This window comes from Klenkia terrae (genome assembly GCF_900491935.1).
GTDB classification, from domain to species: Bacteria; Actinomycetota; Actinomycetes; order Mycobacteriales; family Geodermatophilaceae; genus Klenkia; species Klenkia terrae.
The window spans coordinates 1305811-1326830 of sequence record NZ_UEXK01000004.1; the positions used below are offsets into that span (position 1 = coordinate 1305811).

General features: G+C 71.8%; 35 protein-coding genes. 5 read left to right on the top strand and 30 right to left on the bottom strand.

Features of this window, described 5'->3' with window-relative positions; all coding sequences use genetic code 11:
- Nucleotides 1–13: 13 nt before the first annotated feature.
- A complete protein-coding gene (locus LFA75_RS06725) occupies nt 14–499 on the bottom strand; it encodes a beta-class carbonic anhydrase (protein ID WP_225232904.1) in 486 nt (161 codons plus the stop codon).
- A 120-nt stretch (nt 500–619) separates the two neighbouring features.
- On the opposite strand from LFA75_RS06725, the gene moeA reads away from it, so the two are divergent.
- Genes moeA through LFA75_RS06740 form a run of 3 tightly spaced genes read left to right on the top strand, consistent with a single transcriptional unit; the run spans nt 620 to nt 2798 of the window.
- Entirely contained in the window at nt 620–1852 is a 1233-nt protein-coding gene (gene moeA, locus LFA75_RS06730; protein WP_225232905.1) for a molybdopterin molybdotransferase MoeA, read from the top strand.
- Complete coding sequence (gene moaC, locus LFA75_RS06735; RefSeq protein WP_165617438.1) at nt 1849–2313, top strand: cyclic pyranopterin monophosphate synthase MoaC; 465 nt, start codon at nt 1849–1851, stop codon at nt 2311–2313. The genes moeA and moaC overlap by 4 nt, the downstream gene beginning before the upstream one ends.
- Nucleotides 2310–2798 carry a MogA/MoaB family molybdenum cofactor biosynthesis protein gene (locus LFA75_RS06740; protein WP_225232906.1) on the top strand — a complete coding sequence of 163 codons (489 nt, stop codon included), beginning with the start codon at nt 2310–2312 and terminating at the stop codon, nt 2796–2798. Before moaC ends, LFA75_RS06740 begins: the two co-directional genes overlap by 4 nt.
- Here LFA75_RS06740 and fdhD read toward each other — a convergent pair.
- Nucleotides 2792–3625: a formate dehydrogenase accessory sulfurtransferase FdhD gene (gene fdhD / locus LFA75_RS06745; protein WP_225232907.1), complete on the bottom strand. Its 834-nt coding sequence runs from the start codon at nt 3623–3625 to the stop codon at nt 2792–2794. The two genes, LFA75_RS06740 and fdhD, sit on opposite strands and share 7 nt — an antisense overlap.
- 41 nt (nt 3626–3666) lie before the next feature.
- On the opposite strand from fdhD, the gene mobA reads away from it, so the two are divergent.
- A complete protein-coding gene (gene mobA, locus LFA75_RS06750) occupies nt 3667–4254 on the top strand; it encodes a molybdenum cofactor guanylyltransferase (protein WP_225232908.1) in 588 nt (195 codons plus the stop codon).
- 34 nt (nt 4255–4288) lie between these two features.
- On the top strand, nt 4289–4954 hold the full coding sequence (locus tag LFA75_RS06755; protein ID WP_225232909.1) for an SDR family oxidoreductase: 666 nt from the start codon (nt 4289–4291) through the stop codon (nt 4952–4954).
- A gap of 1 nt (nt 4955) precedes the next feature.
- On the opposite strand, the gene truA is transcribed toward LFA75_RS06755, so the two are convergent.
- The 28 genes from truA to rplB form a co-directional block, all read right to left on the bottom strand.
- Complete coding sequence (truA, locus tag LFA75_RS06760) at nt 4956–5810, bottom strand: tRNA pseudouridine(38-40) synthase TruA (RefSeq protein ID WP_225236018.1); 855 nt, start codon at nt 5808–5810, stop codon at nt 4956–4958.
- Nucleotides 5811–5817: 7 nt separating this feature from the next.
- Nucleotides 5818–6543, bottom strand: a complete 726-nt coding sequence (rplQ, locus tag LFA75_RS24270) for a 50S ribosomal protein L17 (RefSeq protein WP_455428454.1) — start codon at nt 6541–6543, stop codon at nt 5818–5820.
- A 141-nt stretch (nt 6544–6684) separates the two neighbouring features.
- Nucleotides 6685–7749 (bottom strand): DNA-directed RNA polymerase subunit alpha, encoded by a 1065-nt coding sequence (locus tag LFA75_RS06770; RefSeq protein ID WP_225232910.1) that lies wholly within the window; start codon nt 7747–7749, stop codon nt 6685–6687.
- A gap of 95 nt (nt 7750–7844) precedes the next feature.
- Nucleotides 7845–8471 carry a 30S ribosomal protein S4 gene (rpsD, locus tag LFA75_RS06775; protein WP_225232911.1) on the bottom strand — a complete coding sequence of 209 codons (627 nt, stop codon included), beginning with the start codon at nt 8469–8471 and terminating at the stop codon, nt 7845–7847.
- Between the two features lie 45 nt (nt 8472–8516).
- A complete protein-coding gene (gene rpsK / locus LFA75_RS06780) occupies nt 8517–8921 on the bottom strand; it encodes a 30S ribosomal protein S11 (protein WP_055764664.1) in 405 nt (134 codons plus the stop codon).
- Between the two features lie 110 nt (nt 8922–9031).
- Nucleotides 9032–9406: a 30S ribosomal protein S13 gene (rpsM, locus tag LFA75_RS06785; protein WP_091061434.1), complete on the bottom strand. Its 375-nt coding sequence runs from the start codon at nt 9404–9406 to the stop codon at nt 9032–9034.
- A 13-nt stretch (nt 9407–9419) separates the two neighbouring features.
- Nucleotides 9420–9533: a 50S ribosomal protein L36 gene (gene rpmJ / locus LFA75_RS06790; RefSeq protein WP_012950458.1), complete on the bottom strand. Its 114-nt coding sequence runs from the start codon at nt 9531–9533 to the stop codon at nt 9420–9422.
- Between the two features lie 64 nt (nt 9534–9597).
- A complete protein-coding gene (gene infA / locus LFA75_RS06795; RefSeq protein ID WP_012950459.1) occupies nt 9598–9819 on the bottom strand; it encodes a translation initiation factor IF-1 in 222 nt (73 codons plus the stop codon).
- 212 nt (nt 9820–10031) lie between these two features.
- Nucleotides 10032–10889, bottom strand: a complete 858-nt coding sequence (gene map, locus LFA75_RS06800) for a type I methionyl aminopeptidase (protein WP_225232912.1) — start codon at nt 10887–10889, stop codon at nt 10032–10034.
- A gap of 13 nt (nt 10890–10902) precedes the next feature.
- On the bottom strand, nt 10903–11526 hold the full coding sequence (locus LFA75_RS06805; RefSeq protein ID WP_225232913.1) for an adenylate kinase: 624 nt from the start codon (nt 11524–11526) through the stop codon (nt 10903–10905).
- Nucleotides 11526–12836 carry a preprotein translocase subunit SecY gene (gene secY, locus LFA75_RS06810; RefSeq protein WP_225232914.1) on the bottom strand — a complete coding sequence of 437 codons (1311 nt, stop codon included), beginning with the start codon at nt 12834–12836 and terminating at the stop codon, nt 11526–11528. The genes LFA75_RS06805 and secY overlap by 1 nt, the downstream gene beginning before the upstream one ends.
- 158 nt (nt 12837–12994) lie before the next feature.
- Entirely contained in the window at nt 12995–13438 is a 444-nt protein-coding gene (gene rplO / locus LFA75_RS06815) for a 50S ribosomal protein L15 (protein ID WP_225232915.1), read from the bottom strand.
- Between the two features lie 13 nt (nt 13439–13451).
- Nucleotides 13452–13634, bottom strand: a complete 183-nt coding sequence (gene rpmD / locus LFA75_RS06820; protein ID WP_225232916.1) for a 50S ribosomal protein L30 — start codon at nt 13632–13634, stop codon at nt 13452–13454.
- A 2-nt stretch (nt 13635–13636) separates the two neighbouring features.
- A complete protein-coding gene (gene rpsE, locus LFA75_RS06825) occupies nt 13637–14287 on the bottom strand; it encodes a 30S ribosomal protein S5 (protein ID WP_091238791.1) in 651 nt (216 codons plus the stop codon).
- 46 nt (nt 14288–14333) lie between these two features.
- Nucleotides 14334–14750, bottom strand: a complete 417-nt coding sequence (rplR, locus tag LFA75_RS06830) for a 50S ribosomal protein L18 (RefSeq protein ID WP_225232917.1) — start codon at nt 14748–14750, stop codon at nt 14334–14336.
- Entirely contained in the window at nt 14750–15289 is a 540-nt protein-coding gene (gene rplF, locus LFA75_RS06835) for a 50S ribosomal protein L6 (RefSeq protein WP_225232918.1), read from the bottom strand. The genes rplR and rplF overlap by 1 nt, the downstream gene beginning before the upstream one ends.
- A gap of 13 nt (nt 15290–15302) precedes the next feature.
- The gene (rpsH, locus tag LFA75_RS06840; protein ID WP_056289182.1) at nt 15303–15713 is read right to left on the bottom strand and encodes a 30S ribosomal protein S8; all 411 of its coding nucleotides are present in this window, start codon (nt 15711–15713) and stop codon (nt 15303–15305) included.
- Between the two features lie 96 nt (nt 15714–15809).
- On the bottom strand, nt 15810–15995 hold the full coding sequence (locus LFA75_RS06845) for a type Z 30S ribosomal protein S14 (protein WP_014742845.1): 186 nt from the start codon (nt 15993–15995) through the stop codon (nt 15810–15812).
- 19 nt (nt 15996–16014) lie between these two features.
- A complete protein-coding gene (gene rplE / locus LFA75_RS06850; RefSeq protein ID WP_091238799.1) occupies nt 16015–16599 on the bottom strand; it encodes a 50S ribosomal protein L5 in 585 nt (194 codons plus the stop codon).
- Between the two features lie 2 nt (nt 16600–16601).
- A complete protein-coding gene (gene rplX, locus LFA75_RS06855) occupies nt 16602–16937 on the bottom strand; it encodes a 50S ribosomal protein L24 (RefSeq protein ID WP_455428455.1) in 336 nt (111 codons plus the stop codon).
- A 2-nt stretch (nt 16938–16939) separates the two neighbouring features.
- Nucleotides 16940–17308 carry a 50S ribosomal protein L14 gene (gene rplN, locus LFA75_RS06860; RefSeq protein WP_091061406.1) on the bottom strand — a complete coding sequence of 123 codons (369 nt, stop codon included), beginning with the start codon at nt 17306–17308 and terminating at the stop codon, nt 16940–16942.
- A gap of 202 nt (nt 17309–17510) precedes the next feature.
- A complete protein-coding gene (rpsQ, locus tag LFA75_RS06865; protein WP_225232919.1) occupies nt 17511–17819 on the bottom strand; it encodes a 30S ribosomal protein S17 in 309 nt (102 codons plus the stop codon).
- Nucleotides 17816–18049, bottom strand: a complete 234-nt coding sequence (gene rpmC, locus LFA75_RS06870) for a 50S ribosomal protein L29 (RefSeq protein WP_055765175.1) — start codon at nt 18047–18049, stop codon at nt 17816–17818. Before rpmC ends, rpsQ begins: the two co-directional genes overlap by 4 nt.
- A complete protein-coding gene (rplP, locus tag LFA75_RS06875) occupies nt 18049–18465 on the bottom strand; it encodes a 50S ribosomal protein L16 (RefSeq protein WP_056289191.1) in 417 nt (138 codons plus the stop codon). Before rplP ends, rpmC begins: the two co-directional genes overlap by 1 nt.
- 3 nt (nt 18466–18468) lie before the next feature.
- Nucleotides 18469–19401: a 30S ribosomal protein S3 gene (gene rpsC / locus LFA75_RS06880; protein WP_225232920.1), complete on the bottom strand. Its 933-nt coding sequence runs from the start codon at nt 19399–19401 to the stop codon at nt 18469–18471.
- A complete protein-coding gene (rplV, locus tag LFA75_RS06885; protein WP_455428456.1) occupies nt 19401–19865 on the bottom strand; it encodes a 50S ribosomal protein L22 in 465 nt (154 codons plus the stop codon). The genes rpsC and rplV overlap by 1 nt, the downstream gene beginning before the upstream one ends.
- 20 nt (nt 19866–19885) lie before the next feature.
- Nucleotides 19886–20167 carry a 30S ribosomal protein S19 gene (gene rpsS, locus LFA75_RS06890; protein ID WP_055764633.1) on the bottom strand — a complete coding sequence of 94 codons (282 nt, stop codon included), beginning with the start codon at nt 20165–20167 and terminating at the stop codon, nt 19886–19888.
- Between the two features lie 17 nt (nt 20168–20184).
- Entirely contained in the window at nt 20185–21018 is an 834-nt protein-coding gene (rplB, locus tag LFA75_RS06895; RefSeq protein WP_225232921.1) for a 50S ribosomal protein L2, read from the bottom strand.
- Between the last annotated feature and the right edge of the window lie 2 nt (nt 21019–21020).

Here is a 21020-nt window from a genome sequence, read left to right on the forward strand (position 1 = left end):
GTGAGCCTAGGGGTCAGACCACCTCGCGCAGCCGACCGGTCTCCACGTCGTAGACCGTGCCGCGCACCACGTGCGAGAGCAGGTAGGGCGTGCCGCGCAGGATCTCCATGGACTCCCGGACGTCGGAGTCCACGTCGGTGAAGGTGCGACCGGTCCACGGCGGGCGGTGCCCGGTGGTCCGCTCCACGAGGTCGGCCAGGCCCTGGTCGTCGGTCTTCTGCATGCCGCAGTCCGTGTGGTGGACCAGCACGACCTCGCGGGTGCCCAGCAGGTGCTGGGAGATGGTCAGCGACCGCAGCGTGTCCTCGGTGACCACCCCGCCGGCGTTGCGGATGACGTGCGCGTCCCCGACGTCCAGACCCAGCAGCGGGAACAGCGGCATGCGCGAGTCCATGCAGGCCACGACGGCGACCTGGCGGGCCGGGGCCACCGGGCGGGAGCCCGGGAACCGCTGGGCCCACTCGGCGTTGGCGGTGAGCATGCGGTCGATCTCGGTCACCTGGACCCCCAGTCCTCCGGGCGGGCCGCGCGGGTGCGGCACCGGGCGAGCAGCAACCTATCCCCGGTCGGGACGGTCCGCGCGTGCTCCCGGTCACCGGGCATCGGCCAGGATGGGGCGGTGAGCACCCCCACCGACCACCGCCGCACGGTCGACGAGCACCGGGCCGTGGTCGCCCGCCTGCTGGCGTCGGCCTCCCCCGGGACCGAGGAGGTGCCGCTGACCGCGGCCGCCGGGCGGGTGCTGGCCGAGGACCTCGCCGCGGCGGTCCCCCTCCCGGTGTTCCCCAACTCCGCGATGGACGGCTACGCCGCCCGGTGGGCCGACGTGGGCGCCGCCTCGGCGTCCGCGCCGGTCCGGCTCCCGGTGGCCGAGGACCCCCCGGCCGGGCGGACCGACGTCCCGCCGCTGGCCCCGGGCACCGTCCACCGGATCATGACCGGGGCGCCCGTGCCCGAGGGGGCCGACGTCGTCGTCCCGGTCGAGGAGACCGACGGCGGCACCGGCACGGTGGTCATCACCTCCTCCCCCGCGGCCGGGGCCTACCTGCGGCACGCCGGGGAGGACCTCGCCGCCGGGGTGGTCGCGCTGCCCGCCGGCACGGTGCTGGGCCCGTCCCAGCTGGGGCTGGCGGCGTCGGTCGGGCGCGCCTCGGTCCTCGTCGCGCGCCGGCCCCGGGTCCTGGTGCTGTCGACCGGCAGCGAGCTGGTCGCCCCCGGCACCCCGCTGGCCCCCGGGCAGATCTACGAGTCGAACTCGCTGCTGCTGGCCGCCGCCGGGGACGCCGCCGGCGGCGAGGCCCGCACGCTGCACTTCGTCCCCGACGACGTCGACCAGTTCCTCGCCACCGTCCGGGCCGAGCTGGCCGACGCCGACCTGCTGCTCACCAGCGGTGGGGTGAGCATGGGCGCCTACGAGGTGGTCAAGGACGCCCTGGGTGCGCTCGGCACCGTGGACTTCGTGAAGGTCGCCGTGCAGCCCGGCGGCCCGCAGGGCAGCGGCACCGTCGACGGCGTGCCGGTGGTGACCCTGCCCGGGAACCCGGTGAGCTCCTCGGTGTCCTTCGAGGTGTTCGTCCGCCCCGCGCTGCGCCGGGCGCTGGGCATCCGGCAGCCGGAGCGGCTGAGCACCACCGCCCCGCTCGCCGGGCCGCTGACCTCCCCGGCCGGCCGGCGGCAGTACCTGCGCGGGTCCTTCGACGGCGCGCAGGTGTCCCTGGTCGGCGGGCCCGGTTCGCACCTGGTCGCCCACCTGGCGCGGGCCGACTGCCTCGTCGTCGTCCCCGAGGACGTCACCTCGCTGCCGGCCGGCAGCGAGGTCCAGATCCTGCTGGTCGAAGGAGCACTCCGGTGAGCTTCACCCACCTCGACGAGTCCGGCGCAGCCCGGATGGTCGACGTCACCGCCAAGGCCGTCACCGCCCGGGTGGCCACCGCCGCCGGCCGGGTCCTGGTCAGCCCGGAGGTCGTGGCCCTGCTGCGCGGCGAGGGCGTGCCCAAGGGCGACGCGATCGCCGTCGCCCGGATCGCCGGCATCGCCGGGGCCAAGCGGACGCCCGACCTCATCCCGCTGTGCCACCCGGTCGCGCTGCACGGGGTGACCGTCGACCTGGAGGTCACCGACGAGGCCGTGGAGATCACCGTGACGGCCCGGACCGCCGACCGCACCGGGATCGAGATGGAGGCGCTCACCTCGGTCGCCGTCACCGGGCTGACGGTCATCGACATGGTCAAGGCCGTCGACCCGCGCGCGGTCATCACCGACGTCCGGCTGCTGGCCAAGTCCGGCGGCAAGAAGGGCGACTGGACCCGATGACGCTCCCCGCCGGCGCCCGCGCCGTCGTCGTCACCGCCTCCAACCGGGCGTCCGCCGGGGTCTACGAGGACCGCTCCGGCCAGGCGCTGGCCGCCGGGCTCCGCGAGCTGGGGTTCGAGGTCGAGGGCCCGCACGTCCGCCCGGACGACGTCGAGGCCCTCGCCGCCGTGCTGCGGGAGGCCGTGGCCTCGGGTGCGGACGTCGTCCTCACCACCGGCGGCACCGGGCTGACCCCCACCGACGTCACCCCGGAGGCCACCCGGCTGGTGCTCGAGCGCGACGCACCGGGCATCGCCGACGCCGTGCGCCGGTACGGCCAGCCCGCCGTCCCGACCGCGGTGCTGTCCCGCGGGCTGGCCGGGACCGCAGGCCGCACGCTGGTGGTCAACCTGCCCGGGTCCACCGGCGGGGTCCGGGACGGGCTGGCCGTGCTCGGGCCGCTGCTGCCGCACGTGGTGAGCCAGCTGCGCGGCGGCGATCACTGAGCCGGCAGCACCAGCCGGCGGGTGTGGCTGTAGACGTTGCACCCGTCGCCGCGCAGGAACCCGATCAGGGTGATGCCGGTGGACTCCGCCAGCTCCACCGCCAGGGAGCTCGGTGCCGACACCGCGGCCAGCACCGGCACCCCGGCCATCGCGGCCTTCTGGGTCAGCTCGAAGCTGGAGCGGCCGCTGACCATCAGCACGTGCCCGGCCAGCGGCAGCCGGCCGGCCCGCACCGCGTCGCCCACCACCTTGTCCACCGCGTTGTGCCGGCCGACGTCCTCGCGCAGCGCCACCAGCTCGCCCTCGGCGGTGAACAGCCCCGCCGCGTGCAGGCCACCGGGCCGGTCGAAGACGGCCTGGGCCGCGCGCAGCCGGTCCGGCAGCGCCAGCAGGGTCTCCAGGGGCAGCCGGGTCTCGTCGGCAGGGACGTCGAAGACCGTCTTGGTGCGGATGGCGTCGATGCTGGCCTTGCCGCAGACGCCGCACGAGCTGGTCGTGTAGAAGTTCCGGTCCAGCGCGGTGTCCGGGGCCTCGACGCCTGGCGCGAGGTCGACGTCGACCACGTTGTAGGTGTTGCGGCCGCTGTCGTCGACGGAGTCGCAGTAGCGCAGCGAGGAGACGTCGTCCAGGGAGCGGATGACGCCCTCGGTGGCCAGGAAGCCGTGCACCAGGTCGAAGTCGTCCCCCGGCGTCCGCATGGTCACCGCCAGCGGTGTGCCGTCCAGCCGGATCTCCAGCGGCTCCTCGCTGGCGACCGTGTCGGGACGGGTGGTGTGCTGCGCGCCGCGGATGCGCAGCACCGGCGTCCGGCTGGTGACTCGTCCCACCTGCCCGACGGTACCCACCGCCGGCGCCTAGCGTCCGGGGCGTGACCGCGCTGCCGCCCTACGCCGCCGTCGTCCTGGCCGGGGGGCGGGCCGCCCGCCTCGGCGGCAGACCCAAGCCGCAGCTCGAGGTCGGCGGGCGCACCATGCTCGCCGCGGTGCTCGCCGCGGTCGCCGACGCCGCCGAGCGGGTGGTCGTGGGCCCGCCGCAGCCGGTGCCCGACGGGGTCGTCGTGGTCCGGGAGCAGCCGCCCGGCGGTGGCCCGGTCCCGGCGATGCGGGCCGGGCTGGCCGCGGTGACCACCGACGTCGTCGCGGTCCTCGCCGCCGACCTGCCGTTCCTGACCCCGGCCGTGGTGCGGGGCCTGCGCGAGCGGCTGACCGGCGACGGCGTGCTCGTGGTCGACCCCGCCGGCCGGGACCAGCTGCTCCTGGGTGTCTGGCGGACGGCGGTGCTCCGCGCGGCGGTGGCCGACGTCGCCGGCCCGACGTCGGTGCGGGCGGTGCTGGCGCCGCTGGCGGTGCGCCGCCACCGGCCCGAGCCCGTCCCCGGTGAACCCGCGCCGTGGACGGACTGCGACACCCCGGCCGAGCTCGACCGGGCCCGCCGGGTGACCCCGCCCTCCTCCTGACTGCACGGACCCCACGGTGGGTAGGCCGGGGAGCATGCGCATCGTCATCGCCGGAGCCCACGGCCAGATCGCCCGCCGCCTCACCCGCCTGCTCGCCGGGCGCGGGGACACCGTCGTCGGCATCGTCCGCAACCCCGACCACACCGCCGACCTGACCGCCGACGGCGCCGAGCCCGTCGTCCTGGACCTCGAGCACGCCGGGGTGGACGACGTGGCGGCGGTGGTCCGGGGCGCCGACGGCGTCGTGTTCGCCGCCGGTGGTGGCCCCAGCAGCGGCATCGCCCGCAAGGACTCCGTCGACCGGGGCGCCGCGGTGCTGCTGGCCGACGCCGCCGAGGCCGCCGGTGTCCGGCCCTACCTGCTGGTCTCCTCCGTCGGCGTGGAGTCCGTCGCCGACGGGGCCACCCCCGAGGGCGTGGACGAGACCTTCGTGGCCTACCTGCGGGCCAAGCTCGCCGCCGAGGAGGCCGTCCTCCCCCGCCCGGGCCTGGACGTCACCGTCGTCCGGCCGGTCACCCTCACCGACGACCCCGGCACCGGCCGGGTCGAGCTGGCCCGCACCGTGCAGCGCGGCGAGGTCACCCGGGACGACGTCGCCGCCGTCCTGGTCGCCTTGCTCGACGAGCCCAAGACCGGCGCGGTCGTGGAGCTGCGCGGCGGGGACACCCCGGTGACCGAGGCCGTCGCCGCCGTCCTCTGAGTCAGCCCTCCTCGTCGCGGCGGGCCCGGGTCACCCGGGTCCGCGCGGCGAGCTGGTCGGCGGGCGGGTAGTCCACCTGCACCAGGGTGAGGCCGCCGGGCGGCGCCACCGGGACGTCGTCGGCGCGGGTGGTCCGCGACAGCAGGGACGCCGGCCAGTCCGGTCCGCGCCTCCCCTCCCCCACGGCCAGCAGGCCACCGACGAGGCTGCGCACCATCGAGTGGCAGAAGGCGTCGGCCGAGGCCGCCACGGTGACCAGGTCGCCGTCCCGCGTGACGTCCAGCGCGGTGAGCACCCGGATCGTGGTCGCGCCCTCCCGGCGGCGGCAGAACGCGGCGAAGTCGTGCTGGCCCAGCAGCATCGCAGCCGCCACCCGCATGGCCGGCACGTCCAGCGAGCGCGGCCAGCCGACGGTGTCGGCCCGGCGCAGGGGCGGCGGCCCGGCCACCGCATCGGTCAGCCGGTAGCGGTAGTGCCGCCCCAGCGCGGCGAACCGGGCGTCGAACTCCGCCGGGACCACCTGGACCCCGGTCACCGCGATGTCCCCGGCCAGAACGCCGCGCAGGCGGCGCAGCAGCTTCGGCTCGTGCTGGGCCCACAGCCCCGCCGGCAGGTCGGTGTGCGCGACCTGGCCGGTGGCGTGCACCCCGGCGTCGGTCCGGCCGGCGACGGTCAGCCCGACGTCGTGCCGGAGCACCATGGCCAGGGCCAGCTCCAGCTCGCCCTGCACGGTGCGCTGGTCGGGCTGCCGCGCCCAGCCGTGCAGCGACGTCCCGTCGTAGGAGACGTCCAGCCGGATGCGGACGAGCCCGCCACCGGGGTCGGTGGCGGGCTCGTCGGCCGTGCTGTCGTTCAGCGGTGCATCACTTCGGGTCGGGCTCGGACTCCCCGCCGGGGGCCGCGTCGCCGGCGGTCGCGCCGTCGGCGGTCTCCGCGGCGTTCAGCTCGGCGGCCGCGGCGTCGGCGACCTCGGGCGAGAGGTCGTCGTCGGCGACGACGACACCGTTCTCGGCCGTCGGCTCCGGGTCCGTGGTGGTCTCGTCCTGCGCCTCGTCGTCCGGGCTGAAGACGTCGGTGGTGGTGGCCTCGGCGTCGGCCTGGTCGCTGGCCTCGTCGGCGATCTCCTGCGAGGACGCGGAGACCTCGCCGGCGGCCGCGGCGGAGCCGGCACCGGAGGCGAACCGGGTGCCGCGGGCGCGCTCGGCCTCGCCGACGGCCTGCTGGCCGACGGTCAGGGCCTCGACGAGCTCGATGACGGCCATCGGGGCGTTGTCGCCCTTGCGGGGACCGACCTTGGTGATCCGGGTGTAGCCACCGGGACGCTCCGCGAAGCGCGGCCCGATCTCGGCGAAGAGGTGGTGGACCACGTTCTTGTCGCGGATGGTGGTCATCACCTGGCGACGGGCGTGCAGGTCGCCGCGCTTGGCCATCGTGATGAGCTTCTCGGCGAGCGGGCGCAGCCGCTTGGCCTTGGTCTCCGTGGTGGTGATCCGGCCGTGCTCGAACAGCGAGGTGGCCAGGTTGGCCAGCATGAGCCGCTCGTGCGACGGGGATCCGCCGAGGCGGGGGCCCTTGGTGGGGGTGGGCATGAACGTTCCCTTCTCAGGCCGCCGGAGAACACTGCCGGCCGCGCGTCTTCTGATGGGTGGTGCTCCGGTCCCGGTGGTCCGGTCCCGGCGGGAACCCGGAGGGGACGACCACGGATGGCCGCCCCCTCCGGGGTCCGTCGATCAGAGCTGCTCGGTCTCCCGGAAATCGCCCTCGGTGTACTCCTGGCCGTCGGCGTACTGCGCCTCGCCCGGGTAGCTGTCGTCGTAGGTCTCGTCGTAGCTCTCCACCGAGGTGGGGACGAACCCGGGCGGGCTGTCCTTGAGCGCGAGGCCCATGGCGGCCAGCTTCAGCTTGACCTCGTCGATGGACTTCGCACCGAAGTTGCGGATGTCCAGCAGGTCGGCCTCGGAGCGGGTGACGAGCTCACCGACGGTGTGCACGCCCTCGCGCTTGAGGCAGTTGTAGGAACGGACCGTGAGGTCCATGTCCTCGATCGGCATCGAGAAGTTCGCGATGTCGGCGGCCTCGGCCGGGCTGGGCCCGACCTCGATGCCCTCGGCGTCGACGTTCAGCTCGCGCAGCAGGCCGAACAGCTCCACCAGGGTCGAGCCGGCCGACGCGATGGCGTCGCGGGGCTCGATGGAGGGCTTGGTCTCGACGTCGACCACCAGGCGGTCGAAGTCGGTGCGCTGCTCGACACGGGTGGCCTCGACGGCGTAGGTCACCTTGCGCACCGGGGAGTAGATCGAGTCGACGGGGATCCGCCCGATCTCCTGGCCCGGCTGCTTGTTCTGGGTGGCCGGCACGTAGCCGCGGCCGCGCTCGACGACCAGCTCGATCTCCAGCCGGCCCTTGGCGTTCAGGGTGGCGATGTGCAGGTCCGGGTTGTGCACCTCGACACCGGCCGGGGGCGCGATGTCGGCGGCGGTGACCTCACCGGGGCCCTGCTTGCGCAGGTACATGGTGACCGGCTCGTCGGAGTCGGAGCTGACGACCAGACCCTTGAGGTTCAGGATCAGCTCGGTGACGTCCTCCTTGACGCCCGGCACGGTGGTGAACTCGTGCAGGGTGCCCTCGATGCGGATGCTGGTGACGGCAGCGCCGGGGATCGAGGACAGCAGGGTGCGGCGCAGGGAGTTGCCGAGGGTGTAGCCGAAGCCCGGCTCCAGCGGCTCGATGACGAACCGCGAGCGGGAGGCGTCGATGGTCTCCTCGGTCAGGGTGGGGCGCTGTGCGATGAGCATGGTTCTCCTCAGTGCCTCCGGCGACCGCTATATGACGCCGGTGGGTGGTCGTGCAGGTGGGGCGGGCATCTGTCCGCCCGCCCCACCGTCGTGCCTTACTTCGAGTACAGCTCGACGATCAGCTGTTCCTGGACCGGGGTGTCGATGACCTGCCGGGCCGGGATGGAGTGCACGAGGACCTTCAGCTGGCTGCTGATGACCTCGAGCCACGCCGGCACCGGACGCGAGCCGGCCTCGGCCTGGGCGACCTGGAAGGGCACCATCTCGGTGGACTTGGTGGCCACCTCGACGATGTCGTTGGCCACCACGCGGTACGAGGGGATGTCGACCTTGCGGCCGTTCACCTTGATGTGGCCGTGGCGGACCAGCTGGCGGGCCATGTCGCGCGACTTGGCGAAGCCGGCGCGGTAGACCACGTTGTCCAGGCGGGACTCGAGGATCTGCAGCAGGACCTCACCGGTCTTGCCGGACTTCTTGTTGGCTTCCTGGTAGTAGCCGCGGAACTGCTTCTCCAGCACGCCGTAGATGCGACGGGCCTTCTGCTTCTCGCGCAGCTGCAGGAGGTACTCGCTGTCCTTGGTGCGACCGCGACCGTGCTCACCCGGGGGGTAGGGACGGATCTCGATCGGGCACTTGGCGGACTCGCACTTGCTGCCCTTGAGGAACAGCTTCATCTTCTCGCGCCGGCACAGGCGGCAGTCGGCTCCGGTGTAACGGGCCACGGTGGGTCTCCCTGGGTTTTCTGAAGAGTCAGGCGAAGGCGCGGGTCAGACCCGGCGGCGCTTCTTGGGGCGGCAGCCGTTGTGCGGCTGGGGGGTGACGTCGGAGATCTGCCCGACCTCGAGGCCCGTGGCCTGGAGGGAGCGGATGGCGGTCTCGCGGCCGGAGCCGGGACCCTTCACGAAGACGTCGACCTTCCGCATGCCGTGCTCCTGCGCCTTGCGCGCGGCGTTCTCGGCAGCCATCTGCGCCGCGAACGGCGTCGACTTGCGCGAGCCCTTGAACCCGACGTGGCCGGCCGAGGCCCAGCTGATGACGTTCCCCGTGGGGTCCGTGATCGACACGATCGTGTTGTTGAAGGTGCTCTTGATGTGCGCCGCGCCGTGGGCGACGTTCTTCTTCTCCTTGCGGCGCACCTTCTTGGCGCCTGCCGCGCGTGCCCTGGGAGGCATGACTCTCTTCTCTGTTCGTGGCCTGGGTGGAGCGGAGGTGGTGCACCCGGCCGCCCCCTCTGCGGGGGCACGACGGCCGGGTAGGTGAGCCGGTGAGGGCTACCGCTGGGTCAGCGGGCCTTCTTCTTGCCGGCGATCGTCTTGCGCGGGCCCTTGCTGGAGCGCGCGTTGGTCTTGGTGCGCTGTCCGCGGACGGGCAGGCCGCGGCGGTGCCGCAGACCCTGGTAGCAGCCGATCTCCACCTTGCGGCGGATGTCGGCGGCGACCTCGCGACGGAGGTCACCCTCGACGCGGAAGTGCTCGTCGATGTAGTCGCGCAGCTTCAGCAGGTCCTCGTCGGAGAGGTCCTTGGCGCGGAGGTCCGGGCTGACACCGGTCGCGGCCAAGGTGGCCTTCGCCGAGGTCGGGCCGATCCCGTAGATGTAGGTGAGCGCGATCTCCATCCGCTTCTCGCGGGGCAGATCGACGCCGGCCAGTCGTGCCATGTTCTGTACTCCCTCAGCCCTGGCGCTGCTTGTGCCGGGCGTTGTCGCAGATGACCATGACCCGGCCGTGCCGGCGGATCACCTTGCACTTGTCGCAGATCTTCTTGACCGACGGCTGGACCTTCACCGGGCCGCCCTCATTTCTGGTAGTTCGTGGGTCGCGGGTCCGCCGGTGGGGCGGACCGCGGAGGTCACTTGTAGCGGTAGACGATGCGACCGCGCGTGAGGTCGTAGGGCGAGAGCTCCACGACCACGCGGTCCTCGGGCAGGATGCGGATGTAGTGCTGGCGCATCTTGCCGCTGATGTGCGCGAGCACGCGGTGCCCGTTCTGGAGTTCCACCCGAAACATCGCATTGGGGAGCGGCTCGACGACTCGACCCTCGACCTCGATGGCCCCGTCCTTCTTCGCCATTCCCTGCACGACCTCCCGGTCTGGTGTCTCCGGCACGCATGCCGACTCGCGTCCACCCACGCCGGTCTCGGCGCGGATGGTCTGGTGCTGGGTGTCTGGTGCGGGCGGTCTCGCAGAGGGCGCCCGGCGGCATGCGGCCACAGCACAACGACGGACGGCGCGAACGCCAGCGGCCACTGTACCCCGGCAGCCCCACGGGCTCCAACCCCGGGTCAGGTGCGCGCGGTCACCCCGAACGGCGCCAGCCCGGCGACGCCGCCGTCCTCCGCGGTGAGGACCCACGGGCCCTCCGGGGTGATCGCCACGGTGTGCTCGAAGTGGGCGGCCCGCGAGCCGTCCTTCGTCACCACCGTCCAGCCGTCCTCGAGCTCGAGGGTGTCCGGGTCACCGACGGTGACCATCGGCTCGATCGCCAGGGCCAGGCCCGGCACCAGCTTGGGCCCGCGGCCGGCGCGGCCGTAGTTCAGCACGTGCGGGTCCTGGTGCATCTCCGTGCCGATCCCGTGCCCGCCGTAGTGGTCGACGATGCCGTAGCGGTGCGGCTCGGCCAGGATCGAGTCCTCGACGGCACTGCTGATGTCGGTGAGCCGGCCACCGACGAGCGCCTTGGCCAGCCCCGCCCACATCGACCGCTCGGTGGCCGCGATCAGCGCGGCGTCCTGCGCCGAGGGCTCCCCCACCGTCAGGGTGATCGCGCTGTCGCCGTGCCAGCCCTGCAGGATCGCCCCGCAGTCGATCGAGATGTTGTCGCCCTCGGCCAGCGTGCGACCGGCGACCGGGATCCCGTGCACGACCTCCTGGTTGACCGACGCGCAGATGCTGCCGGTGAAGCCGTGGTAGCCCAGGAACGACGGGATGGCCCCGGCGGACCGGATGTGGTCCTCGGCCACCGCGTCGAGCTCCCCGGTGGTCACCCCGGCGCGCACCTCCGCGCGGACTGCGGCCAGTGCGCCGGCGACCACCAGCCCCGCGGCCCGCATGAGCTCGACCTCGTGCATCGTCTTGATCTGGATCATGCGTCCACTCCACTTGGCCAGCAGCGGCACCCGCGACAGCAGGTTCGCGGTCACCCCGGGCACCCGCTCATCGCGCTGCGGGCTGCCCGGCCGTCCCGTCGTCGTCGGCGTCCGCGGCACCCAGCGCGCCCAGGGCACGACCGGTCACCTCGTCGATCTCGCCGATGGCGTCGATGGTCGCCAGCAGGCCCTCCTGGGCATACCACCCCGACAGCGGAGCGGTCTGCCGGCGGTAGACCTCGAGGCGGTGGCGCACCGTCTCGGGCTTGTCGTCGTCGCGCTGCACCGGCTTGCCGTCGACCACGACGACCCGGCCGCTGAGCCGGCGGACGAGCTCGTCCTCGTCGACCACGAGCTCCAGCACGCAGTCCAGCCGGTGGCCGAGGTCGGTGAGGGAGTCCCGCAGCTGCTCGGCCTGCGCGATCGTGCGCGGGAAGCCGTCGAGCAGGAACCCGGCCTTCGCGTCGGGCTCGGCCAGCCGCTCGCTGACCATGGCCACGGTGAGCTCGTCGGGGACCAGGTCGCCGGCGTCCATGTAGGCCTTGGCCTGCTGGCCCAGCTCGGTCTGGCCGGTGACGTTGGCCCGGAAGATGTCGCCGGTGGAGATGGCCGGGACGTTCAGCCGGCCGGCGATGATCTGCGCCTGGGTGCCCTTGCCCGCGCCGGGCGGCCCCAGGAGGACGACGCGCACTACTTCAGGAACCCTTCGTAGTTGCGCTGGTTGAGCTGCGTCTCGATCTGCTTCACCGTCTCCAAGCCCACTCCCACCATGATCAGCACTGCGGTCCCGCCGAACGGGAAGTTCTGGTTCTGCCCCTCCTGCGTGATGGAGAGGAACAGGTTGGGCAGCACTGCCACCAGCCCCAGGTAGATCGAGCCCGGCAGGGTGATCCGGGACAGCACGTACTGCAGGTACTCCGCCGTCGGCCGGCCCGGGCGGATGCCGGGGATGAAGCCGCCGTAGCGCTTCATGTCGTCGGCGCGCTCCTCGGGGTTGAACGTGATCGACACGTAGAAGTACGTGAAGAAGACGATCAGGCCGAAGTAGATGGCGATGTGCACCGGGCTGGACTGGTTGATCACGTACGTCTCGAAGAACTGACGCACCGACCCGGCCGAGTCACCCTGCAGCTGGCTGATCAGCTGCGGCAGGGACAGCAGCGACGAGGCGAAGATGACCGGGATGACACCGGCCTGGTTCACCTTCAGCGGCAGGGAGGGCGACGTGCCGCCGGACATCCGCCGGCCGACCATCCGCTTGGCGTACTGCACGGGGATCCGGCGTTGGGCCTGCTCGACGTAGACCACCGAGGCGATGACCACCAGGGCCAGCACGCAGACCAGGGCGAAGACCAGGCCGCCGCGGGACTGCAGGATCGAGCCGCCCTCGGCGGGGATGCGCGCGGCGATCGAGGTGAAGATCAGCACGGACATGCCGTTGCCGATGCCCTTCTCGGTCAGCAGCTCGCCTAGCCACATGATCATGGCCGTGCCGGCGGTCAGCGCGACGACCAGGACGACGGTGGTCCAGATCGAGTCCGAGGGGATGAGCTCCTGCTGGCAGTTCGGGAACAGCTGGCCGCTGCGGGCCAGCGCGATGATCCCGGTGCTCTGCAGGACGGCGAGGGCGATCGTCAGGTAGCGGGTGTACTGGGTCAGCTTGGCCTGACCCGACTGCCCTTCCTTCTTCAGCTGCTCGAACCGCGGGATGACCACGACCAGCAGCTGCACGATGATGCTCGCCGTGATGTACGGCATGATCCCGAGCGCGAAGATCGACAGGCGCAGCAGTGCACCGCCGGAGAACAGGTTGACCAGCGAGTAGACGTCCCGCTGGTCGGAGGCCTGGGCCTGGTCGAGACAGCTGTTGATGGCCTCGATGGACACCCCCGGACCGGGGACGCTGGCGCCCAGCCGGTACACGGCGATGATCGCCAGGGAGAACAACAGCTTGCGCCGGAGGTCTGGCGTCCGGAACGCCGCGGCGAACGCCTGCAGCACGTGCCCTCCCCGAGTCGGTCGTGCGAGTGTAGGGACCACTCTGCCCCCCACCGCTCGCGGGCTCGCGGCGGGGCCCTGCAGAGCGGCCGGGACAGCAGAAGACCCCCCTGCCCGCACCGCCCGGACTCACCGGGCGGTGCACGCAGGGGGGATCGACCTCAGATCTGGGTGGTGCTGCCCCCGGCCGCGGCGATCTTCTCGGCCGCGGAGGACGAGAACGCGTGCGCGTGGACCTGGACCTGGACGCCGCCGAGCTCGCCGGTGCCCAGCACCTTGACGGGCTGGCCGCGGCGCACAGCGCCGGCGTCGGCCAGCGAGTCCGGGTTGATGGACCCGCCGTCCGGGAACAACGAGGCGATCTTGTCCAGGTTCACGACCTGGAAGACGACCTTGTTGCGCGGGGTGAAGCCGGAGAGCTTGGGCAGACGCATGAACAGCGGCGTCTGACCACCCTCGAAGCGGGCCGAGACCTGGACGCGTGCGCCCGAGCCCTTCGTCCCGCGACCGGCGGTCTTGCCCTTGGAGCCCTCACCACGACCCACGCGGGTCTTCTTGGTGTGGGCGCCCGGGGCCGGACGCAGGTGGTGGACCTTGAGAGTCATCGAATTCCCCTGCTCAGCTGATCTCTTCGACGGTGACCAGGTGCGGCACCGTGGCGACCATCCCGCGGATCTCGGGACGGTCCTCCTTCACGACCGTGTGGTTGATCCGCTTGAGGCCCAGCGAACGCAGCGTCTGGCGCTGGTTCGGCTTGGCGCCGATCGCGGACTTCACCTGGGTGACCTTGAACTGGCTCACTGTCAGACCCCCTGGCCTGCACGGGCCCGCAGCATGGCCGCGGGGGCGACGTCCTCGAGGGGCAGACCGCGGCGGGCCGCGATCTCCTCGGGACGGACGAGGTCCTTGAGGGCCTGCATCGTGGCGTGCACGATGTTGATCGGGTTCGAGGACCCCAGGCTCTTGGACAGCACGTCGTGGATGCCGGCGCACTCGAGGACGGCGCGCACCGGACCACCGGCGATGACGCCGGTACCCGGGCTGGCCGGCTTGAGCAGCACGACACCGGCAGCCGCCTCACCCTGCACGGGGTGCGGGATGGTGCTGGCGATGCGGGGCACCCGGTAGAAGTGCTTCTTGGCCTCCTCGACGCCCTTGGCGATCGCCGCGGGCACCTCCTTGGCCTTGCCGTAGCCGACACCCACGGTGCCGTCACCGTCGCCCACGATCACCAGGGCGGTGAAGCTGAAGCGCCGACCACCCTTGACGACCTTGGACACGCGGTTGATGGCCACGACCCGCTCGAGGAACTGGCTCTTCTCGGCCGGACCGCCGGGGCCGCGGCCCCCGCCGTCCCGACGGTCGCGGCGGTCGTTGCCGCCCTGACCGCCCTGGCCACCGCCGGTGCCACCGGCACCGCCGGCGCCACCGCCGCGTCGCTGTGGTCCTGGCATCAGACGTTCCCCTCGATCATCACGTTGTCGAGCAGCTGGGTGCTCATCAGAAGTTCAGCCCGCCCTCGCGGGCGCCGTCGGCGAGAGCCGCCAGCCGCCCGTGGTAGCGGTTGCCGCCGCGGTCGAAGACGACCGCGGAGATGCCGGCCGCCTTGGCCCGGTCGGCCACCAGCGCGCCGACCTGGCGAGCCAGCGCCGACTTGTCCCCGGCGGTGCCGCGCAGGGCGGCGTCCATCGTGGAGGCGCTGACCAGGGTGATGCCCTGGGTGTCGTCGACGACCTGCACGTGGACGTGGCGCGAACTGCGCTTGACGACCATGCGGGGGCGCTCGGGGGTGCCGGCGACCCGCTTGCGGAGCCGGTTGTGGCGCCGCGCACGCGAGATGCGCCGCGCGGTGCTGGCGTCGGTGCCCACGGGCTTGTGCGCCCGGGACACCTTGTCGTTGGTCTTGGTCTGTGCCATCACTTGCCCGTCTTCCCGACCTTGCGCTTGATGACCTCGCCCTGGTAACGCACACCCTTGCCCTTGTACGGGTCGGGCTTGCGCAACTTGCGGATCTTGGCGGCGACCTCGCCGACCTGCTGCTTGTCGATGCCGGCGACCTTGAAACGGGTCGGGGCCTCGACGGTGAAGGTGATCCCCTCGGGGGCCTTGATCAGCACCGGGTGGCTGAACCCGAGCGCGAACTCGAGGTCGGAGCCACGGGCCTGCACGCGGTAGCCGACGCCGACGATCTCGAGGGTCTTCACGTAGCCCTCGGTCACGCCGGTGATCATGTTGGCGATCAGGGTGCGGGAGAGGCCGTGCAGCGCACGGCTCTCGCGCTCGTCGTCCGGTCGCTGCACGAGCAGCGCGCCGGAGTCGTCCTTCTCCACGAAGATCGGGGAGGCGACGGTGTGCGCGAGGGAGCCCTTGGGGCCCTTCACGTTGACGGTGCGACCGTCGATCGCGACGTCGACACCGCCGGGGACGGTGACCGGGAGTCGTCCGATTCGAGACATGGGGTGCGCTCCCTTACCAGACGTAGGCGAGGACTTCCCCACCCACGCCCTTCTTGTTCGCCTGCTTGTCGGTCAGCAGACCGGTCGAGGTGGAGATGATCGCCACCCCGAGACCGCCCAGGACCTTCGGCAGCGCCGTGGACTTGGCGTAGACCCGCAGGCCGGGCTTGGACACGCGCCGGACGCCGGCGATGCTCCGCTCGCGGTTGGGGCCGTACTTGAGGTCGACGACCAGCTCCTTGCGGGTCTGGCCGTCCTTCTCGACGTCGTTGACCTTCCAGCCGGCGATGTAGCCCTCCTGCTGGAGGATCTCCGCGACCTTGGTCTTGAGCTTCGACGAGGGCATGGCCGCTGCGTCGTGGTACGCCGAGTTCGCGTTGCGGATGCGCGTGAGCATGTCCGCGATCGGGTCGGTCATCGTCATGTGTCGGTCGTGCCTCTCTCGCCGCGGTTCCCGCCGCACGGTGCGGGGGCCTCTCGGCGATCGGTGGTGCGTGGGTGGTGACCTACAGGGAGGAGGTCACCAGGAGGACTTGGTCACGCCGGGGAGCTCGCCCGCGTGGGCCATCTCCCGGACGCAGATGCGGCACAGCCCGAACTTGCGGAAGACCGCGTGCGGACGGCCGCAGCGCTGGCAGCGCGTGTAGCCGCGGACCTTGAACTTCGGCGTGCGAGCCGCCTTGTTGACGAGCGCCTTCTTGGCCATGGTGTCTCCTGTTCCCGGCTCAGCGAGTCGTCTGGACGACGGTCTGGCCGGCGAAGGGGAAGCCGAGCAGGCTCAGCAGCTCGCGACCCTCCTCGTCGTTGGTGGCGGTGGTGACCAGCGTGATGTCCATGCCACGCGGGCGGTCGATCTTGTCGACGTCGATCTCGCGGAACATGGACTGCTCGTTGAGGCCGAACGTGTAGTTGCCGTGCCCGTCGAACTGCTTGGAGTTCAGACCGCGGAAGTCACGGATGCGGGGCAGGGCCAGACTGAGCAGCCGGTCCAGGAACTCCCACATGCGGTCACCGCGCAGGGTGACCTTGGCGCCGATCGGCATGCCCTCGCGCAGCTTGAACTGCGCGATGGACTTGCGGGCGCGGACGACGGCGGGCTTCTGGCCGGTGATGGCGGTGAGGTCGCGGACCGCGCCGTCCATCAGCTTGGCGTCGCGGGTCGCCTCGCCGACACCCATGTTCACCACGATCTTGGTCAGACCGGGGATCTGCATGACGTTGGCGTAGCCGAACTCGCTCATCAGGGCCGGCGCGATGTCCGAGCGGTAGTGGGCGAGCAGCCGGGGCAGCTCTCGGGTGGGTGCGCTCATGATCAGAGGTCCTTGCCGGTTCGCTTCGAGACCCGGATGTTGCGTCCGTCCTCGTCCTTGCGGTAGCCGATGCGGGTCGGGTTGCCCTCGGAGTCGACGACCATCACGTTGCTCACGTGGATGGCGGCCTCCTGGGTCACGATCCCGCCCGACTGGGAGCCGCGCTGGCTGGTGCTCACGCGGGTGTGCTTCTTGACGCGGCCGATGCCCTCGACGAGCACCTTGCCGGTCTTCGGGAAAGCGGCGATGACGCGGCCCTTGGCGCCCTTGTCCTTGCCGGACAGGACCAGGACCTGGTCGCCCTTCTTCACCTTCAGCGAGGGGGTCTTCTCAGCCATGATCACAACACCTCCGGGGCGAGCGAGATGATCCGCATGAAGCGCTTGTCGCGCAGCTCGCGGCCGACGGGCCCGAAGATGCGGGTGCCGCGCGGGTCACCGCTGTCGCGGATGATGACCGCGGCGTTCTCGTCGAAGCGGATGTAGGAGCCGTCGGGACGACGACGCTCCTTGACGGTCCGGACGATGACGGCCTTGACCACATCGCCCTTCTTGACGCCCGCACCGGGGATGGCGTCCTTGACGGTGCCGACGATGACGTCGCCGATGCCCGCGTAGCGACGACCGGAGCCGCCGAGAACGCGGATGCACAAGATCTCCTTGGCACCCGTGTTGTCGGCGACGCGGAGTCGCGACTCCTGCTGGATCACTGCATAGCTCCTGTGGTGTCTGGGGTGACCGCCGGGCCGGAACGGTGAAGCGGCGGTCGGGACGCACGTGCGACAGCCGGCGGCTCTCGCCGCCGGCCGTCGGGTCCCGGATGTCGGCACGCCCGTGGGCGTGCCAGTTGACCAGCGTACGCGCAACGACTCCCCCGCCACCAGCGGGGGCGTCGTCGCAGCGGACTCGGGCCTACTTGGCCTTCTCGATCACGGTCACCAGGCGCCAGCGCTTGGTGGCCGAGGTGGGCCGGGTCTCCATGATCTGGACGCGGTCGCCGATGCCGGCGGTCCCGTCCTCGTCGTGCGCCTTCAGCTTGCGCGTGCGGCGCAGGATCTTGCCGTACAGGCCGTGCTTCACGCGGTCCTCGACCTCGACGACGATGGTCTTCTCCATCTTGTCGGAGACGACGAGGCCCTCACGGACCTTGCGGAAGCCGCGACCGGCCAGGCCGGGACCGGAGGCGATCGCCTCGTTGGTCTCGTCGGTGGTCTCGCTCATGCCACACCCTCGCTCGGGGCGACCGACAGACCCAGCTCGCGCTCGCGCATGATCGTGTAGATCCGGGCGATGTCGCGGCGGACGGTCTGCAGACGCCGGTTGTTGTCCAGCTGGCCGGTGGCCACCTGGAACCGCAGGTTGAACAGTTCTTCCCTCGACTCACGCAGACGCGTGGCGAGCTCGTCCACCGAGAGCTCACGGAGCTCCGGGGCGGTGAGGCCGGCAGCCATCACACCTCTCCTTCACGGGTGATGAAGCGGCACTTCATGGGGAGCTTGTGGATGGCACGACGCATCGCCTCGCGGGCGATGGGCTCGTCGACGCCGGACAGCTCGAACATGATGCGGCCGGGCTTCACGTTGGCGACCCACCACTCGGGCGAGCCCTTGCCGGAACCCATGCGGGTCTCGGCCGGCTTCTTCGTCAGCGGGCGGTCCGGGTAGATCGAGATCCACACCTTGCCGCCGCGCTTGATGTGGCGGGTCATGGCGATACGGGCGGACTCGATCTGACGGTTCGTCACGTACGCGGGCTCGAGGGCCTGGATCGCGTACTCGCCGAAGTTGATCGCGGTGCCGCCCTTGGCCCGACCGGTGCGGTCGGGACGGTGCTGCTTGCGGTGCTTGACGCGACGCGGGATCAGCATCTGTCAGCCCTCCTGGGTAGCGGTTGCCTCGGCACCCGCAGCCTCGGCGGTCGCGGTGCCCTCGGCGCCGGCGGCCTCGCCGACGCTCTGCGCCGGAGCAGCCTCGACGGTGGGCTCGACCGTGGTGGCGGTGGTGTCCTCGGCCGGGGCCTCGGCGCCGGTGGCGTCCTGCGGCTCGGCCGCAGCGCGACCGGCCTCGGTGCCGCCGGCGGTGGTGCCGGTGGAGCCGGACCGACGCGGGCGCTGGGCGCGCTCACGACGCTCCTGGCGCTGGGCGAGGGCCTGGAGGGCCTCGCGCTCGGCCCGGGAGCCGCTCGCGTCGCCCTTGTAGATCCAGACCTTCACGCCGATGCGGCCGAAGGTGGTGCGGGCCTCGTAGATGCCGTAGTCGATGTTCGCCCGGAGGGTGTGCAGGGGCACACGACCCTCGCGGTAGAACTCCGACCGGCTCATCTCGGTACCGCCCAGGCGACCGGAGCACTGCACCCGGATGCCCTTGACCTGCGGGCTGCGCTGGGCCGACTGCATGGCCTTGCGCATCGCACGACGGAAGCTGACCCGGCTGGAGAGCTGCTCGGCGACGCCCTGGGCGACCAGCTGCGCATCGGACTCGGGGTTCTTGACCTCGAGGATGTTCAGCTGCACCTGCTTGCCGGTGAGCTTCTCCAGCTCGCCGCGGATGCGGTCGGCCTCGGCGCCGCGGCGACCGATGACGATGCCGGGGCGCGCGGTGTGGATGTCGACGCGGACACGGTCACGGGTGCGCTCGATCTCCACCTTCGAGATGCCGGCGCGCTCCATGCCCTTGCCCATCAGCTTGCGGATCGCCACGTCTTCCTTGACGTAGGCCGCGTACAGCTTGTCGGCGTACCACCGGGACTTGTAGTCGGTGGTGATCCCCAGGCGGAACCCGTGCGGGTTGACCTTCTGACCCACTAGCGGGTCCCTCCCTTCGAGTTGGTCTTCTGCTGCGCGGCAGGACCGTGCTGGCCCGTGTCGCGGCGTGCCTTGCGGGACCGTGCGGCGAGCTCGGCGCTCGAGGCGACCTCGCTGACCTCGACGGTGATGTGCGCCGTGCGCTTGTTGATCCGGAACGCACGCCCCTGGGCGCGCGGACGGATCCGCTTGAGCGTCGGGCCCTCGTCGACGTAGGCGGCGCTGACGACCAGCGCAGCCGGGTCGAGCTGCAGGTTGTGCTCGGCGTTGGCCACCGCGGAGGCCAGGACCTTGGCCACCGGCTCGCTGGCCGTCTGCGGGGCGAAGCGCAGCAGCGCCAACGCCTCGTCGGTGGGCAGGTAGCGGACCATGTCCACCACCCGCCGTGCCTTCATCGGGGTGACGCGGACGAACCGGGCCGTGGCCCGGGCGACCGGTGCGTCGGTCCCCAGCTGGGAAGTCATCTCAGAATCTCCTCGTCCGCTCAGCCGCGCCGCGACCGACGGTCGTCCTTGACGTGCCCACGGAAGGTGCGCGTGGGCGCGAACTCGCCGAGCTTGTGCCCGACCATGGCCTCGGTCACGAAGACCGGGACGTGCTTGCGACCGTCGTGCACGGCCATGGTGTGGCCGAGCATGTCCGGGATGATCGTCGAACGCCGCGACCAGGTGCGGATGACGTTCTTCGTGCCCTTCTCGTTCTGGGCGTCCACCTTGGCCAGCAGGTGGTCGTCGACGAACGGGCCCTTCTTCAGGCTCCTTGGCATTGTCTTCCCCTACCCGCTCAGCGCTTCTTGTTGGTGCGACGACGGCGCACGATCATGGCGTCGGAGGCCTTGCGCTTGCGCGTGCGGCCCTCCGGCTTGCCCTTCGGGTTGACCGGGTGGCGACCACCGGAGGTCTTCCCCTCACCACCACCGTGCGGGTGGTCGACCGGGTTCATCGCGACACCGCGGACGGTCGGGCGCTTGCCCTTCCACCGCATGCGGCCGGCCTTGCCCCAGTTGATGTTCGACTGCTCGGCGTTGCCGACCTCGCCGATCGACGCGCGGCAGCGCACGTCGACGTTGCGGATCTCGCCCGAGGGCATCCGCAGCTGGGCGAACCGGCCCTCGCGGGCCACGAGCTGGACGCTCGTGCCGGCCGAGCGGGCGATCTTGGCCCCGCCACCGGGCCGCAGCTCGATGGCGTGGACCACGGTGCCGACCGGGATGTTGCGCAGCGGCAGGTTGTTGCCGGGCTTGATGTCGGCGTTGGGGCCGCACTCGACCGTGTCGCCCTGCTTGAGCTTCGCCGGGGCGATGATGTAGCGCTTCTCGCCGTCCGCGAAGTGCAGCAGCGCGATGCGCGAGGTGCGGTTGGGGTCGTACTCGATGTGCGCGACCTTGGCCGGCACACCGTCCTTGTCGGCCCGGCGGAAGTCGATGAGGCGGTAGGCACGCTTGTGCCCACCACCCTGGTGGCGCGCGGTGACGCGACCGTGGACGTTGCGACCGCCCCGGCCGTGCAGCGGGCGGACCAGCGACTTCTCGGGGTGGTCGCGGGTGACCTCGGCGAAGTCGGCGACGGACGAGCCGCGGCGGCCCGGCGTCGTCGGCTTGTACTTACGGATGGCCATGG